The following is a 15,005-nucleotide window of genomic DNA, read 5'->3' as shown; positions in this document are numbered from 1 at the left end:
CGCGAAGGTTTTGGCGGGGGGGCCGGGGGGCGGGGGGGGGGGCGCGGGGCCCCCCCCCCGCCCACGGGGGTCAGCGCCCCAGCAGCTCGCGAGCCGCCGCGGCGATGCCCTCCGGCGACGCGCCGAAGTGGTCGAGCAGGTACTCGGCCGTGCCCGTGGGCGCGAAGTCGGTGACGCCGACGAGGCGCATCGGGACCGGGTGACGCTGGACCACGACCTCGGCGACCGCACCGCCGAGGCCGCTGGTGAGCGCCTCCTCGACGGTGACGATCCCGGCCGTCTCCCGCGCGGCGGCGACGATCGCGTCCTGGTCCAGCGGGGAGATCGTGGGCATGTTGAGGACGCGGGCGCTCACCCCCTCGGCCGCGAGGGCCTCGGCGGCGTCGAGCGCACGGGTCACCACGGTGCCGCAGGCCACGATCGTCACGTCGGAGCCGTCGCGGAGCGTGACGGCCGTGCCGGGGGCGAACTCGTAGCCGGCGGGGTTGACGTCCGGCACGCCCATGCGGGACACCCGGATGAACGTCGGGCCGGGGTTCTCGGCGGCCCAGCGCACGGCCTGGCGGGTCTCCTCAGGGTCGGCCGGCACGATCACGGTGAGCCCCGGGATGGCGCGCAGCCAGGCGAGGTCCTCGATCGAGTGGTGGGTCGGGCCCAGCTCGCCGTAGGCCATGCCCGGGCTCTGGCCCACGAGGACCATGTGGTGCTGCGAGTACGCGGCGTCGACCTTGATCTGCTCCATCGCGCGGGCGGTGAGGAAGCACGCGGCGGCGGAGACGAACGGGATCTTGCCGCCGTTCGCGAGCCCGGCCCCGACGCCGACCATGTCCTGCTCGGCGATGCCGACGTTGACGAGCCGCTCGGGGAACGCCGACTGGAACGGCGCGAGCTTGCTCGAGCCGACCGAGTCGTTCACCACGGCGACGATGCGCGGGTCGGCCTCGCCGAGCTCGACCAGGGCGTCGACCCAGGCGTCGCGGCAGTCGTGCAGCTGCTTCTGGTCGGTGACGGTCATGACTGCTCCAGCTCGGTGAGGGCCGCCTCGACCTGCTCGGGCGAGGGCACCTTGTGGTGCCAGGCGACGTTGTCGGACATGAACGAGATCGGGTGGCCCTTCATGGTGTGCGCCACGATCGCGGTGGGCTTGCCCGAGGCGGCCGGGACGTTGGCGAAGGCCTCCCGCAGGGCGGCGTGGTCGTGGCCGTCCAGCTCGACCACCTCCATGCCGAAGGCGACGAGCTTCTCGGGCAGCGGCTCGAGGTCGTTGGTGTCGGCGACGCGCGCCCCCTGCTGGAGGCGGTTGCGGTCCACGATCACGCACAGGTTGGCGAGGCCGTGGTTGCCCGCGGTCATGAGCGCCTCCCAGTTGGAGCCCTCCTGCATCTCGCCGTCGCCGGTCACGACGAAGGTACGGCGGGCCGAGCCGTCGATCTTGCCCGCGAGCGCCGTGCCGACGGCGATCGGGAGACCGTGGCCCAGCGGGCCGGTGCTCGCCTCGACCGCGTCGATCTTGGTGCGCGCCGGGTGGCCGTTGAGCATCGACAGCGGCTGCATGAAGGTGCCCAGGTCCTCGGGGTCGATGAACCCGGCCGCCGCGAGGGTCGTGTAGAGCGCGGCGGCGGCGTGACCCTTGGACAGGATGAACCGGTCGCGGTCGGGGTCGCCGAGCAGCTCCGGACCCATGTTCAGCGAGTCCAGGTACAAGGTGGTCAGGATGTCGATGACGGAGAACTCCCCGCCGATGTGGCCCAGGCCGGCGGCCCGGACCATCTGGATGTCGCGCTTGCGGATCGCGCGGGCGGCGGCACGCAGGTGCGCGACCGCCTCCTGGTCGGTGGCGCCCTCGGGCACCCTCCCGATCACCCGGAAGACGTCCTGCGGGACATCCTCGGCGTGGACCTCGGGAACCAGATCCTCTTCGACGGTCATGCGTCGCTCCTCAGGCAGGTGAAGAGGACGTCCTGCACCAGCTTCTGGGCGGCGAGGGCGTCCTGGCGGGACTGGGCCTCGCGCAGCGCGTCGATGTCGAGCTCGTCGAGCGCGCGGTGCAGGCCCTTGAGGAACCGGATGGAGAGGTTGGCCGCCTCCACGGTGTCCTCACGGAACGGGAACTGGTCGAGCTGCCACACGCCCTCCCAGTTGTTGATCTTGAGGGTGTAGAAGAACTCGAACACCTCCACGGGGTGGACGGTGCCGACCACCATGTCGTCGTCCCAGCCGCGGAGGTTGTCGTTGACGTCCATGCCCCACAGGAGGCCCTGGTCGATCAGCAGCTGGGCGGCCGCGGCGGGCGACTCGCCACCGTAGAGCGCGTGCCCGAAGTCGAGCAGCACGCCCACGTTGTCGACGCCCATCTCCTTGATGCCGAGCGCGGTCTTCGCGGCGGAGTCCCAGAACATCTTGTTGCGGGGCTCGCGCGGCTTGTACTCGATGACGATCTTGATGTCGGGGTTGGCCTGCGCGAGCTCGCGCATCCCGTCGACCGCGAGCCGCCACTGCTCGGCGTGGCTGACCTGGAACGGGTAGTCCCAGCCGTCCTGGCCGGGCCAGACCTTCAGGTACGTCGCGCCGAGCGCGCGGACCACGTCGGCCGCCTCGTTGAGGAACGCGATGGCCTCCTTGCGCAGCGCCTCGTCGGGGTTGGTGAACGCGCCCATGCGGTACTTGCGCATGTAGATCTCGGGCGTCACGCCGATCGCCTCGAGACCGTGGTCGGCCAGCGCCTGCTTGACCTGGTCGACCGTCACCCCCTCGGTGAACGGGTAGGGGACGTCGACAACGGAGAGGTCCTCGACCTCGCCGGCGCGCGCGATCTGCTCGAGCGTGGTCACGGCGGGCGCGTAGCCGTCGGTGGCGTAGCGGTCCAGGTAGCTGGCGAAGTGCCAGAGGCCGGCACCGAAGCGGGGCAGGTCAGACATTTTCATTCACCTTCGATTCTTGTTTCTTGGATGGTGACGGGAGCGGCCCGGGGGCGGTCGCTCAGCGCCGTGTGCTGTCGAGGGCCGTCCGCCAGCCGGCACGCTGCTGTGCGCGCCGGTCGGCATCGAGCGCCGGAGGATGGACCCGTGAGGGCGAGGCGGGGGGAAGGGCGATCCCCACCCGCGAGAAGGCCAGCGACGCGACGCCGCGCAGGGCGACGTCGGCCTCGCCGACCACGATCACGTCGCAGCCGAGCACGTCAGCCTGCGACTGCATGAGGAGGGACGATGCGGTGGCGCCCCCGTCCGCGCGGACGGCGTCGAGCGCCTCGCCGTCGGCGAGCATCGCCTCGGCGACGTCCGCGACCTGGTGGGCGACGGCGTCGAACGCGGCACGGGCGACGTGCGCCGGGCCGGTCGCCGCCCCGAGCCCGGTGAGGGTCCCGACGGCGGCGGGATCCCAATGCGGGGCGCCGAGGCCCCCGAAGGCCGGGACCAGGACCGCGCCCTGCGCATCGTCCACCGTCGCGGCGAGCTCGCCGAGCGCGGGGGCGTCGGGGACCCCGAGCAGGCGGGAGGTCCAGTCGAGCGCCGCACCCGAATACCGGATGTTGCCCTCGAGCGCGTAGACGGGTCCGTCCTCGAGCCAGGCCAGGGTGGTCGCGACCCCGTCGCGTCGGCGCAGCTCGTCGCCGGTGCCCTGCATGACGGACGAGCCGGTGCCGTAGGTCGCCTTCACGACCCCCGGGGCGCCGCCTCCGTGGCCGCGCAGCGCGGCGTGCGAATCGGCCATCACCGCGAGGATCGGGATCCCCGCCGGGAGGCCGGCGCAGGCCGTCTCGCCGAAGTCGCCGTTCGACGCCACGACCGCGGGGAGGGCGCCGAGCTCGATCCCGAAGACATCGAGCAGGGCCGGGTGCCAGTCGAGCAGCTCCAGGTCCATCAGCAGCGTGCGCGAGGCGTTGCCGGCCTCGATCACGTGCTGCGCGCCGCCGGTGAGGCACCACACGAGCCACGAGTCGACCGTTCCGACCACGTTCGCCTCGCCGGCCTGCTCGAGCAGCCAGGCCATCTTGGGGGCGCTGAACATCGGGTCGAGCGGCAGACCGGTGCGCTCGCGGACCGTCGCCGCGTGGCCGGCAAGGTCCGCGCATCGTCCCGCCGTCCGGGTGTCCTGCCAGCTGAGCACCGGTCCGACGGGCTCGCCCGTGCCGGGGTTCCAGGCCACGACCGACTCGCGCTGATTCGAGATGGCGATCCCGACCACGTCCGCCGCGTCGACCTGCGCCAGCACGCGGGCGAGGACGTCGCGCGAGGCGTCCCAGATCTCGGTCGCGTCCTGCTCGGTCCAGCCCGGGGCGGTGTTCGCGATGGACAACGGCGTGCTCGCCGTCGCGAGCACCGCGCCCGTGTGGTCGATCGCGACCGCCTTGGCGTTGGTGGTGCCCTCGTCGAGGGCGAGGACGATGCTCATCGGTCGGCCTGCCAGGCGGCCAGCTCTGCGAGCTTCGCCTCGAGGTCGGCGAAGGTGAGGCGGTTGTCGACGGCGGTGTAGACCCGGATCGGCCGGCCGTCGGGGCGGGGCTCGTAGAGGCCCTCGGCGTCGATGCGGGGCGCGGGCAGGGTCACGTGGTCGCTGGACGCGGGGTCGGGCTCGAACGCGGTCTGGAGGGCGGTGAGGAGGACCAGCGGCTGGTCGCCCATCACGTAGGTCTCGCCCGCGTTCATCCCGAAGCCGGCGAGCATGTGGCCCACCTCGCGGATCTCGGCGTGCAGGTGAGCGCCCACGGAGCCGTGGGGACGCACCCGCGTCCGCAGCTCCGCCGCCGTGACGATCGCCTGGCGGTAGGCGGGCCTCGGCACCTGCCAGATCGGGATCGCGGTGTCGCCGAACACGGCCTGGGCGGCGGGGACGTCGATGGTGAGGTTGTACTCCGCCGGCGGGACCTCGGGGGCCACCAGGCCGATCCCCGGGTGCTCGGAGCCGCCGATCCACACGAGGGTCATGCGATCCGCGATAGCCGGCTCGAGCAGCAGCGCGGAGGCGAGGTCGGTGAGGCCGCCGCCGGCGCAGTAGTAGAGCGGGCGCGGGTCGTCGCGCAGGGCCTCGGCGATGATCGCGCGGGCCGCGGGCGTGTCGAGGGGGGTCGCGGGGTCGGGCATCGCCGTCTCGGCGCCGGCGACCACGCGATCGTCCGCCCCCGTGATGCCCATGCGGGCGAGGATGTCGCGGACGACGAGCACGCCGTGCGCGGCCTGCTCGGTGGTGGGGTCCCACGGCTCGTCGACGTGGAGGTGCGAGGAGACGATCAGCGGGATCTCCACGCTCGGGCTCAGCAGGTGGTGGACCAGCTGGAACAGGTCGTCCGGGTCGCCCATGAAGTCGTTGTCGATGATCACCCGGGTGCGCGGGGCCGTCTCGTCGGCGTCGATCCACGGGATCGCGCCCAGGGCCCAGCGGCGGTCCGCGGGCACATCGTGGACCGCGGAGGGGTCCGGAAGCCTGGTCACCTGCACTCCTGAATATTGATTCACAGTCGAATGGAACTCATCTGGTCCCAGTGAACCCTTCCCGACGCCGCCTGTCAACCGCGCCTGGCAGAGCGCCGGTTCACCGCGCGGAGCCCGTGCCCCGCCGCGCCCGCCACCGCTCCAGCTCAGCCTCGACGTCCCGGGTCGGGGTCACCAGCGGAGGGCCGGCCGCGGGCGCCGCGCGCGCTGCCAGGACCCGGGAGTTGAACTCCTGAACGGCCGCGCGCACGTCCGCCGGATCGCGCATGGCGTCCAGCCGGGCGTCGAGGCCCTGGTCCTCGCGGCGCAGGCGCAGGGACTCGGGACCCAGATCCGTCAGCTGCTCGCGCTCGACCAGCGCCTTGACCCACCAGTCGGGGTCGCCGCTGGTGAGCCCCGGGATCGGCTTGCCCGCTCCGGGCAGGTTCTCGAAGTCGCCGCGCTCCTGCGCCTCGCGGATCCGGCGCTCGACCCACAGGTGCTGGGTGGCCCCGCGATCGCGGCGGCGCCGCTCGGCGAGCCGCTCCTCGCGCTCGCGGGCCTCCTGCTCCGCCGCCATCCGGGCGACGTCCACCTCGGCGGCCGGCTCGTCGCCCCGCGTCGCGCGGTAGCGCGCCACGTCGAGCGCCGGGTCCCGCGCATCGTCCATCCCGCCATCGTGGCACGGCTCCCGGAAACGACGAAGGCCGGATCCTGAGGATCCGGCCCTGACGTTCAGCGCGCCCGGAGGGATTCGAACCCCCAACCTTCTGATCCGTAGTCAGATGCTCTATCCGTTGAGCTACGGGCGCGTGGCCCTTGCGGGCCGAGTCACTACTATACAGGCAATCGGCGTGCGCTCCGCACACCCACCGCGCGGGATGCCGCGCACGGTTCCACGTGCGACACTCGGGCGACGGGGACGATGCGGGGTCCGCGTGCGGCGTGTCGCTCACGCAACTGTGCGGAGCACCGTGGGGGGCGCGGGACCCTGGCGCGAGAGCGATTCCTTGGCTACAGTGCCCAATAGCAAGTGATCGTTCGGTTTTCCAGAGGGAGCCGGGCGTGCGACGGGGCCGCGAGGTCCTGCGTCGAGCCGAAGGGGGCCGCATGACCACGACGCCGCGGACACGCGGGCCTCGGGGTCCGTACGCCAAGACACGCGCGACCAAGCTCCGCATCCTCGACGCCGCGCTCGCCGTCTTCGCCGAGTCCGGCTTCCGCTCCGGGTCGCTGCGCGAGGTGGCCGACAAGGTCGGCCTCTCGGACGCGGGCCTGCTCCACCACTACCCCAACAAGGCGGCGCTGCTCGAGGCGGTGCTGCGACACCGCGACGACGTCGCCCTGGTCGACTTCCATGTCGACCTCGCCGACCCGCGCGCGGTCGTGCAGGCGTTCGTCGACATCACCGAGCGCAACATGCACCAGCCGGGTGTGGTCGAGCTCTACTGCACGCTCTCCGCCGAGGCGACCACGCCCGACCACCCCGCGCACGGGTACTTCATCGAACGGTACGACTGGCTCCGGGGCCTCCTGACGCAGGCGTTCACCGGGCTCGCCGAGCGCGGTGAGCTGCGCGACGGCGTCGATCCCGCGAGCGCGGCCGTGCAGCTGGTGTCCCTGCTCGACGGACTCCAGGTGCAGTGGCTGCTCGACCGCACGGCTCTCGACATGACGGCGGAGGTCAAGCGGCACGTGGACACCCTGGTGCACGCGCCGTTCGTCGACCCTCGCGCGGCGTGATCCCGAGGATGCCGGTGCGGGCGGGAGGCGCCCCACCCGCACCGGCGCGACGCTACGTGTCGGACCCCTCGTAGCGCCAGCCTCGGAAGGACACGTCGCCTCTCACTGCGACGAGCCCCAGGACACGGCCCGTGAACGAGCCGGCGGTCTCGGCTGACAGGGACCGCCCGTCCACCTCCGCGAGAACGTGCTCCTGACCGCCCGCACGGGCGATGAGGCGCACCACATCCGACGTGATCATGTCGACGAAGCCCGTGATCTCCGGGGCCCCGGCGGTGCCGGGCCGCACCGCGGCGATCTCGAGCTCGACCGGGCCGGGCGGCACGTCCACGGACGCGGTGCGCTCGAAGCCGGGGATGACGGCGCGCGCCTCCACACGGGTGCCACCGGACGATGCGTCCACCAGGACCTCGTAGAACGTCGCCTCGTCGTAGCGCACGGCCAGGCCGCCCCGCGCATCGTCCGCCTCGACGGTGACGGCGGCGGAGGCGGTCTGGTGACGCTGCCGGCGCCCGACGAAGACAGGCGACTGGGCGTCCATGCCCACGCCCTCGCCGTGCAGCGTGATCGCGCCGGGGCGCGCCTGGAGGTCCGCGACGGAGCCCACGGTGCGCCGGATCGCCATCCAGCCGGCGTCGAGCGGACCGTCGAAGGCGATCTCCTCGGCCTCGGGGCCGGGGCGCAGGCTGAGCTCGATCGGCTCGGCGGTGGGCCAGCCGTCCACCCAGGCGATGCGGCTGCAGAACGTCTCGCGGCCGAGCGCCGAGAACGACCGCACCGCGCCACGCGGGCGCACGCCCAGGCAGAACATGAGCCACTCGCCGGTCGCGGTCTCCACCAGGTCGCCGTGACCGGTGTTCTGGACGGGCCGCTCGGTGGACCGCGCGGTCAGGAACGGGTTGGCGGGCCCCGGGACGAAGCCGCCACGCGGGTCGCGGGAGCGCGCGACGGACTCGCCGTGGCCGCGCTCGGTGCCGCCCTCGGCGATGAACAGGTACCACCAGCCGTCGCGCTCGACCAGGTGCGGCGCCTCGGGGAACATGAACCCCGAGCCGGACCACAGCGAGCGCTTCTCCGACAGCAGCGCGCCCGTGGCGAGGTCGACGTCCACCTGGCGGATGCCGGTGTGCGTGCCGAAGTCCTCGCCCTTGGTGACCAGGCCGGAGTAGGTGACGATCGCGGTGCCGTCGGCGTCCCACGCGAGGTCGGGGTCGATGCCCTCGATGCCCTCGATCAGCACGCCGTCGTCCCACGGGCCGGCGGGATCCGTCGCGGAGAACACCACGCAGCCGCGACCCATGGCGATGGTGACGATGCAGTAGAAGACCCCGTCGCGGTGACGGAGCGTGGGCGCCCAGACGCCGCCGCCCGTCGCGGCGTCCCCAAGCCCGCCCTGCTCCATCCGGGTGATCACGTGGCCGACGATCTCCCAGTCGACCAGGTCGGTGCTGCGGTAGATCGGCAGCCCCGGCATGTACTCGAAGGTGGAGGTGACCAGGTAGTACGCCTCCCCCACCCGGCACGCCGACGGATCGGGGTTGAACCCCTGGAGCACCGGATTGGGGATCACGGTCACCCTCACGCCTCCAGGGTCACGGTCGCGGCGAGCGGCAGGTCGGCGGCGGTGGCACCCGCGCGGACGGTGAAGTCGCCCGCCTCGTACGCCCAGGCGCCGTCCCAGTGCGCGAGCGCGCGCGCGTCGATCGGCATCTCGACCGTCCCGGTCTCGCCCGGCTCGAGCCTCACCACCGCGTGACCGACCAGCCACCGCGCCGGACGCTCGATCGCGGTCTCGGCACGCTCGGCGAACAGCAGCACCACGTGCTTGCCGGCGCGGTCACCCGTGTTGGTCACGGTCAGGGAGGCGGACGCCGGCGCGGCGAGCGTCACGGGACCCTCGACCGCGAGGTCGCCGATGGCGAAGGTCGTGTAGCCCTGGCCGTGCCCGAGCCAGTAGGCAGGCTCGACACCGGCGCGCAGCCACGCCTTGTAGCCCACGTGGATGCCCTCCTCGTAGACGACCCTGCCGTCACGCGGCGTGACGTCGATGACGGGCACGTCCGCCTCGACGGCCGGCCAGGTGGTGGGCAGGCGTCCGCCAGGCTCGACCGCGCCGGTGAGCACATCCGTGAGGGCGTGGCCGAACTCCTGACCTCCGAACCAGCCCAGCAGCACGGCCGCGACCTTGTCGCGCCACGGCATCACCACCGGCGAGCCCGCGTTGACGATCACCACGGTGCGCGGGTTGGCGGCGGCGACGGCCTCGACGAGCGCGTCCTGGTGCCCGGGCAGGGCGAGCGAGTCGCGGTCGAAGCCCTCGGACTCGACCTGGGAGTTGGTGCCGACCACCACGACGGCCACCTCGGCCGCGGCGGCGGCCGCGACGGCCTCCGCGATCAGCGCCTCGGGCGCGCCCTGGCGCGGGCGGCTGCCGAGCGTGAACGCGAGCGCGCCCGCCAGCGCATCGTCCCTCACGCCCAGGTCGACGTCGAAGCGGACCTCGACGGGGACCCCGGCCCGCAGCGAGACGGGCACGGCCGCGACGCGCGGCGAGAGGAGCGCGGCGCCCAGGTCCTCGCCGTCGGGCACGAGCTGCTCGTCGACGCGGAGGTCGCCGTCGATCCAGAGCCGGGCGTGCCCGGTCACGGCGCAGCCCAGCTCGATCTCGGCGTCGGCGCCGGGGGTCAGGGTGAACGCCGCCTCGACCACACGGCTCGCCGCGATCGGGGCGTCGCCGCCGAACCAGACGAAGTCGGTGGCGAGCCGGTCCTCGTGGGCGAGCTCGGCGCCGTCCGCGTCCCGGAAGGTGATGCGCACGCCGGCGCCGCCGGTCGCGGGATTGGTGAGGGAGTCGGCCGGCAGGCCGGCGAGGCCCACCTGGTTGAGGGCGCCGACCGCGTACGTGACAGCCGCGTCCGGGAAGGCCTCGGCGATCCCCGCCAGCGGCGACACGACATGCTCGGGCACCACGGTCGCGGAGCCTCCGCCCTGGGTGCGGGCCTGGTCCGCGTTGGAGCCGAGCACCGCGATCGAGGCGGGCGCGGCGCCGTCCCACGGCAGCTCGCCGCGGTTCTCGAGCAGCACCATGCCCTCGGCGGCGGCGGCGCGGATGAACGCGACGCCGTCCTCGGCCTCGAACTGCTGCGGGCCGGCCTCGCCGAGCGCCCCCACCCGCTGCGCGAGCAGCAGCATGCGCCGCACCTTGGAGTCCACCATCGCCTCCTCGACCTCGCCGGCGCGCACCGCGGCGACCAGCGCGTCGCCCCAGGCGCCGTGCGGGCCGGGCATCGCGAGGTGCTGCTCCGCGTTGGCGGACGCCACGGAGCGCACCGCGGTCCAGTCGGAGACCACCACGCCGTCGAAGCCCCACTCGGTGCACAGCGGCGTCGCGAGCAGGTCGTTCTCGGTGGCGGTCGCGCCGTTGATCGAGTTGTAGGCGCTCATCACCATCCACGCGTGGGACTCCACGATCGAGCGCTCGAACGCGAGGAGGTACACCTCGCGCAGGGCCCGCTCGGAGACCTCGACGTCGACGTTGAAGCGGTCGGACTCGAAGTCGTTCGCGATGTAGTGCTTGGGCGTCGCGCCCACGCCGGCGTCCTGCAGGCCGTTGACGTAGAAGGCCGCCAGGTCCGCGGTGAGGCGGGGGTCCTCGCTGAAGCACTCGAAGTGGCGCCCGCCCAGCGGGGAGCGGTGGATGTTGATGGTGGGGCCGAGCACCACGTCGACGCCCTTGCGACGCGCCTCCGCGGCGGCGACGCGCCCGTAGCGGTACGCCATGTCGGGGTCGAAGGAGGCGGACAGGGCGGTCGCGCTCGGGAGGTTGAGCGACGGCGACAGCTCCGACCAGACCGGGCCGCGCACGCCCGACGGCCCGTCCGACAGCGTCATCGACCGCAGCCCGATCCGCTCGATCGGCACCGTCGACCAGAAGTCGCGACCCGTGAGCAGCGCCACCTTCTCCTCGAGGCTGAGCTGGGAGATGAGGGTGTCGAGCTCGACAGCGACGTCGACGTCGGAGGGGGTCATGCGAGGGCTCCTTGGATGAGGGATGGGCGGAGGGATGCGGGGGCGGAGGAGGTGCGGGCCGGGGCGGCTGGGGGGTGACGGCACTGCCCCGGCCCGCATCAGGAGGGGGCGGTCAGGCCGCTCCCGCCTGGAGGTCCGCCTCACGCTGCGCCTCGATCATGCGGGCACGATCGGCGCGGCGCTGGGCCTGGCGGACGGGGTCTGCGACGGGCGCCGCCATGAGGAGACGCTGCGTGTAGGGGTGCTCGGGGTCGGAGGTGACCTTGTCGCCGTCGCCGTACTCGACGATCTCGCCGTGGTACATGACGGCCACGCGGTGGCTGAGGTGGCGCACCACCGCGAGGTCGTGCGAGACGAACAGGTAGGCGACGCCGGTCGCCTCCTGGATGTCCTTGAACAGCTCGAGGACGCGGGCCTGGGTGGACAGGTCGAGCGCGGAGACCGGCTCGTCGCAGACGATCAGCTCCGGCTCGAGCGCGAGCGCCCGGGCGATCGCGATGCGCTGGCGCTGACCGCCGGAGAACTCGCGCGGCAGGCGCTGCGCGGCGTTGGCGGGCAGGCCCACCTGGTCCAGCAGCGTCCGCACGCGCGCGCTCGCCTCCGCCGCCGGGATGTTCTTCACCCGCAGCGGCTCGGTGAGCGTCTGCTCGATCGTCAGCGACGGGTTGAGCGACGTGTACGGGTCCTGGAACACCACCTGGATGGAGTCCGACAGGCTGCGGCGCTCGCGCCGGTTCAGCTGGCCGATCTCCCGACCCTTGAACCTGACGGACCCGTCGGTGACCGGCGCGAGGCCGAGCACGGCGCGGCCGAGCGTGGTCTTGCCCGAGCCGGACTCTCCCACCAGGCCGACGCACTCGCCGGGCATCACGTCGACGGACACGCCCTTGAGGGCGCGGAACGGCTTGCGGCCGATCCCCTTGGCGGGGTACTCGACCACGAGGTCCGTGACCTCGAGCAGGGGCTCGCGGCCCTGCGATGCTTCCGTGCTCACTGGGCACCTCCGGTGGCGGTGTGGCGGTCGGACGAGTGGGCGAGCGCGCCACGCGCGGCGCCGTCCTCGAGGATCGCGTCGAACAGGGACTGCGTGTACGGGTGCTGCGGGCCGGCGAAGATGGACCGCGCCGGGCCCGTCTCCACGATCCGGCCACCCTTCATCACCGAGACCCGGTCGCACAGGTCCGCGACCACGCCGAAGTTGTGGGTGACGATCAGCACGGCGACGCCGAGCTCCTGCTGGAGGCCGCGGAGCAGGTCGAGGATGTCGGCCTGGACCGTGACGTCGAGCGCGGTGGTCGGCTCGTCGGCGATGATCAGGTCCGGCTCGCAGGAGATCGCGCCGGCGATCAGGACGCGCTGCGCCTGGCCGCCCGACACCTCGTGCGGGTAGGACCGGAAGGTCTTCTCGGGATCCGGGAGCCCGACCTTCGCGAGCAGGTCGAGCGCGCGCTCCTTCGCCTCCTTGGCGGAGATGCCGAGCGTGACCCGCATGGGCTCGACCAGCTGGCTGCCGATCGGGAACGACGGGTCCAGGTTCGACATCGGCTCCTGGGGCACGTAGGAGATGCGCCGGCCCTGGAGCTTGCGCATCGCCTTCGCGCTCTTGTCCGTCAGCTGGTCGCCGTCGAACACGATCGACCCGGCGGCGACGCGACCGCCCTCGGGGAGGAGCCCGAGGATGGAGAAGGCCGTCTGGGTCTTGCCGGAGCCGGACTCGCCGATCAGGCCGTGGACCTCGCCCTTGCGGACCGCCAGCGAGACGCCGTTGACCACCTGGGTGAGCGAGCCGTCCGGCTGGTCGTAACCGACCACCAGGCCGGAGACGTCCAGGAGCACGGGAGCCTCGAGCGCATCGGTCTCGGGATGCACGATCGGCGCGTCGCCGGAGGTGTCGATCGCGGCGTCCGCGGCGGCCTTGGCCTTGCCCTTGAGCTTCTTGGGCTTCGCGGACCGCTCGAGCTCGTCGCGCAGCGTGTTGGCGAAGAGCGCGAGCCCGACCGCCGTGAGGGCGATCGCGGCGGAGGGCCAGAGCAGCTGGATCGGGGCCACGTACATCTTGGAGAACGCGTCGTTCAGCATCGAGCCCCAGTTGGGGGTCGACTGGTCGAGCATGCCGATGAAGCCCAGTCCGGCCTGGATCGCGATCGCGATGATCGCGACGATCGCGGACTGGATGATGACGGGCGCCCGGACCACCGACAGGATGTGGCGGCCGATGATCGACAGGTCCTTCACGCCGGCGACGCGGGCCGCGTCGACGTAGAGCTCGTTGCGCACCCCCACCACGGCGGCGTGGGTCAGACGGTAGAACGCGGGGGTGAGCAGGACGCCGAACACGGTCATGGCGATCCACATCGAGGGGCCGAGCACCGAGCGGGCGGCGAGCAGGACCACGATGCCCGGCAGCGCCATCAGGAGGCTCGTCGTCCATGCCGCGAGCGACTCGAACCACTTGCCGTAGAAGCCGGCGATGAGGCCCGAGGTGACGCCGAGGACCGCCGAGATGACGGTCGCGAGGGCGGCGCCCAGGAGCGAGAACCGCGAGGCGTACAGCAGCCGCGACCAGATGTCGTGACCGGCCCCGTCCGTGCCGAGGATGAACTCGCCGCCCGGCGGCTGGAGGAGGTTGCGCAGGTCCGCGTAGTTCGGGTCGTGGGTGGCGAGCACCCCGGCGAAGGTCGCCGCGAGGATGATCACCGCCAGGATGATGATGCTGACGAGGCCCGTGGGGTTCTTCAGCATGCGCTTCAGGAGGTGCGTGCGGTGGCTCGCCGCCTCGGCGGTCTTGAGGGAGACGTTGGCGGAGTCGCTCATGAGAGACGCACCTTCGGGTTGAGGAACCCCTGCAGGAGGTCCATGACGAGGTTGACGATCACGACGACGATGCCGACCGCGACCACCAGCCCCATGACCAGCGGGATGTCGCCCTGCGAGGTCGCGAGCACCGAGACCTGGCCGAGGCCGGGGATCGCGAAGATCTGCTCGACGATCACGGCGCCGCCGAGGAGGCCGACGAACTGGACCGCGAGGACGGCGAGGGCGGGACCGCCCGCGTTGCGGAGCACGTGCTTGTAGACCACACGGTTCTCCGGGATGCCGCGGCTGCGCAGCGTGCGCACCCAGTCCTGACGCAGCGCGTCGATGACGGATCCGCGCACCTGCTGGGCGACGGCGGCGACCGCGCCGACGGACAGCGCCAGGATCGGCAGCGTCACGGTGGCGAGCCAGCCGGTGAAGGAGGCGCCGATCTGCACGTAGCCGGTCGGCTTGAACCAGCCGAGGTTCAGCGCGAAGACCCGCACCAGCAGGATCGCGATGAGGAAGTTGGGGATGGCGAAGCCGAGGATGGCGGTCACCTGGATGACGCGGTCGGCCAGGCCGCGCTTGCGGGCGGCCCAGACGCCGAGCACGACGGCGACGATCGCCGAGAGGATGACGGTGCCGATGACGAGCGACAGGGTGACCGCGAGGCGGGAGGTGATCGCCTCGGTCACCGGCTGGGAGGTGAACCAGGAGCGGCCGAAGTCGCCGCGGATCGCGCCGGACAGCCAGTCCAGGTATCGCGGGATGAGGGGCTGGTCGAGCCCGAGCTCGGCCGTCTTGAGCGCCACGGTCTCCTCGGTCGCCGTCGGACCGAGGATGGTCCGGGCGATGTTGCCGCCGCCGAGGTACAGCAGCAGGTAGGAGAGCGTGGAGATCGCGAAGATCAGCACGACGCCGTCGAGCAGGCGTCGCAGGGCGAAGCGCACCATCGGGGGGTCCTTTGTCCGAGGGGGGTGTGCGGTGGTTCTGGGGAGGTGCCGACCGCCCGCGCCCGACACCTAC

The 15,005-nt window shown here is 72.6% G+C and carries 12 protein-coding genes and 1 tRNA gene; 1 reads left to right on the top strand and 12 read right to left on the bottom strand.

Annotated elements, in window-relative coordinates:
• Window positions 1–70 precede the first annotated feature (70 nt).
• The 7 genes from QQX10_RS13575 to QQX10_RS13545 all read right to left on the bottom strand — a co-directional run bounded on the left by QQX10_RS13575 (window position 71) and on the right by QQX10_RS13545 (window position 6,220).
• The gene (locus QQX10_RS13575) at window positions 71–1,015 is read right to left on the bottom strand and encodes a transketolase family protein (RefSeq protein ID WP_301120959.1); all 945 of its coding nucleotides are present in this window, start codon (window positions 1,013–1,015) and stop codon (window positions 71–73) included.
• Window positions 1,012–1,929: a transketolase gene (locus QQX10_RS13570; protein WP_301120961.1), complete on the bottom strand. Its 918-nt coding sequence runs from the start codon at window positions 1,927–1,929 to the stop codon at window positions 1,012–1,014. The genes QQX10_RS13575 and QQX10_RS13570 overlap by 4 nt, the downstream gene beginning before the upstream one ends.
• Window positions 1,926–2,918 (bottom strand): sugar phosphate isomerase/epimerase family protein, encoded by a 993-nt coding sequence (locus QQX10_RS13565; protein ID WP_301120963.1) that lies wholly within the window; start codon window positions 2,916–2,918, stop codon window positions 1,926–1,928. The genes QQX10_RS13570 and QQX10_RS13565 overlap by 4 nt, the downstream gene beginning before the upstream one ends.
• A 61-nt stretch (window positions 2,919–2,979) precedes the next feature.
• Window positions 2,980–4,392, bottom strand: a complete 1,413-nt coding sequence (locus QQX10_RS13560) for an FGGY family carbohydrate kinase (protein ID WP_301120966.1) — start codon at window positions 4,390–4,392, stop codon at window positions 2,980–2,982.
• Window positions 4,389–5,429 carry a nucleoside hydrolase gene (locus QQX10_RS13555; protein WP_301120973.1) on the bottom strand — a complete coding sequence of 347 codons (1,041 nt, stop codon included), beginning with the start codon at window positions 5,427–5,429 and terminating at the stop codon, window positions 4,389–4,391. Before QQX10_RS13555 ends, QQX10_RS13560 begins: the two co-directional genes overlap by 4 nt.
• Before the next feature lie 100 nt (window positions 5,430–5,529).
• Window positions 5,530–6,078 (bottom strand): DnaJ family domain-containing protein, encoded by a 549-nt coding sequence (locus QQX10_RS13550; protein ID WP_301120975.1) that lies wholly within the window; start codon window positions 6,076–6,078, stop codon window positions 5,530–5,532.
• A gap of 69 nt (window positions 6,079–6,147) precedes the next feature.
• Window positions 6,148–6,220 (bottom strand) — tRNA-Arg (locus QQX10_RS13545).
• A gap of 298 nt (window positions 6,221–6,518) precedes the next feature.
• Between QQX10_RS13545 and QQX10_RS13540 the strand changes: the two genes are divergently transcribed.
• Window positions 6,519–7,151, top strand: a complete 633-nt coding sequence (locus QQX10_RS13540; protein WP_301120977.1) for a TetR/AcrR family transcriptional regulator — start codon at window positions 6,519–6,521, stop codon at window positions 7,149–7,151.
• 52 nt (window positions 7,152–7,203) lie between these two features.
• Here QQX10_RS13540 and QQX10_RS13535 read toward each other — a convergent pair whose 3' ends face one another.
• The 5 genes from QQX10_RS13535 to QQX10_RS13515 form a co-directional block, all read right to left on the bottom strand.
• A complete protein-coding gene (locus QQX10_RS13535; RefSeq protein WP_301120979.1) occupies window positions 7,204–8,733 on the bottom strand; it encodes a glycoside hydrolase family 43 protein in 1,530 nt (509 codons plus the stop codon).
• A complete protein-coding gene (locus tag QQX10_RS13530) occupies window positions 8,730–11,180 on the bottom strand; it encodes a beta-glucosidase family protein (protein ID WP_301120981.1) in 2,451 nt (816 codons plus the stop codon). Before QQX10_RS13530 ends, QQX10_RS13535 begins: the two co-directional genes overlap by 4 nt.
• A gap of 112 nt (window positions 11,181–11,292) precedes the next feature.
• The gene (locus QQX10_RS13525) at window positions 11,293–12,174 is read right to left on the bottom strand and encodes an ATP-binding cassette domain-containing protein (RefSeq protein ID WP_301120983.1); all 882 of its coding nucleotides are present in this window, start codon (window positions 12,172–12,174) and stop codon (window positions 11,293–11,295) included.
• Window positions 12,171–13,994: a dipeptide/oligopeptide/nickel ABC transporter permease/ATP-binding protein gene (locus QQX10_RS13520; RefSeq protein WP_301120985.1), complete on the bottom strand. Its 1,824-nt coding sequence runs from the start codon at window positions 13,992–13,994 to the stop codon at window positions 12,171–12,173. Before QQX10_RS13520 ends, QQX10_RS13525 begins: the two co-directional genes overlap by 4 nt.
• Window positions 13,991–14,932 (bottom strand): ABC transporter permease, encoded by a 942-nt coding sequence (locus QQX10_RS13515; protein WP_301120987.1) that lies wholly within the window; start codon window positions 14,930–14,932, stop codon window positions 13,991–13,993. The genes QQX10_RS13520 and QQX10_RS13515 overlap by 4 nt, the downstream gene beginning before the upstream one ends.
• Window positions 14,933–15,005 lie beyond the last annotated feature (73 nt).

The organism is Demequina lignilytica (genome assembly GCF_030418305.1).
Taxonomy (GTDB): Bacteria; Actinomycetota; Actinomycetes; order Actinomycetales; family Demequinaceae; genus Demequina; species Demequina lignilytica.
This window is presented reverse-complemented; position numbering and strand designations above follow the sequence as displayed.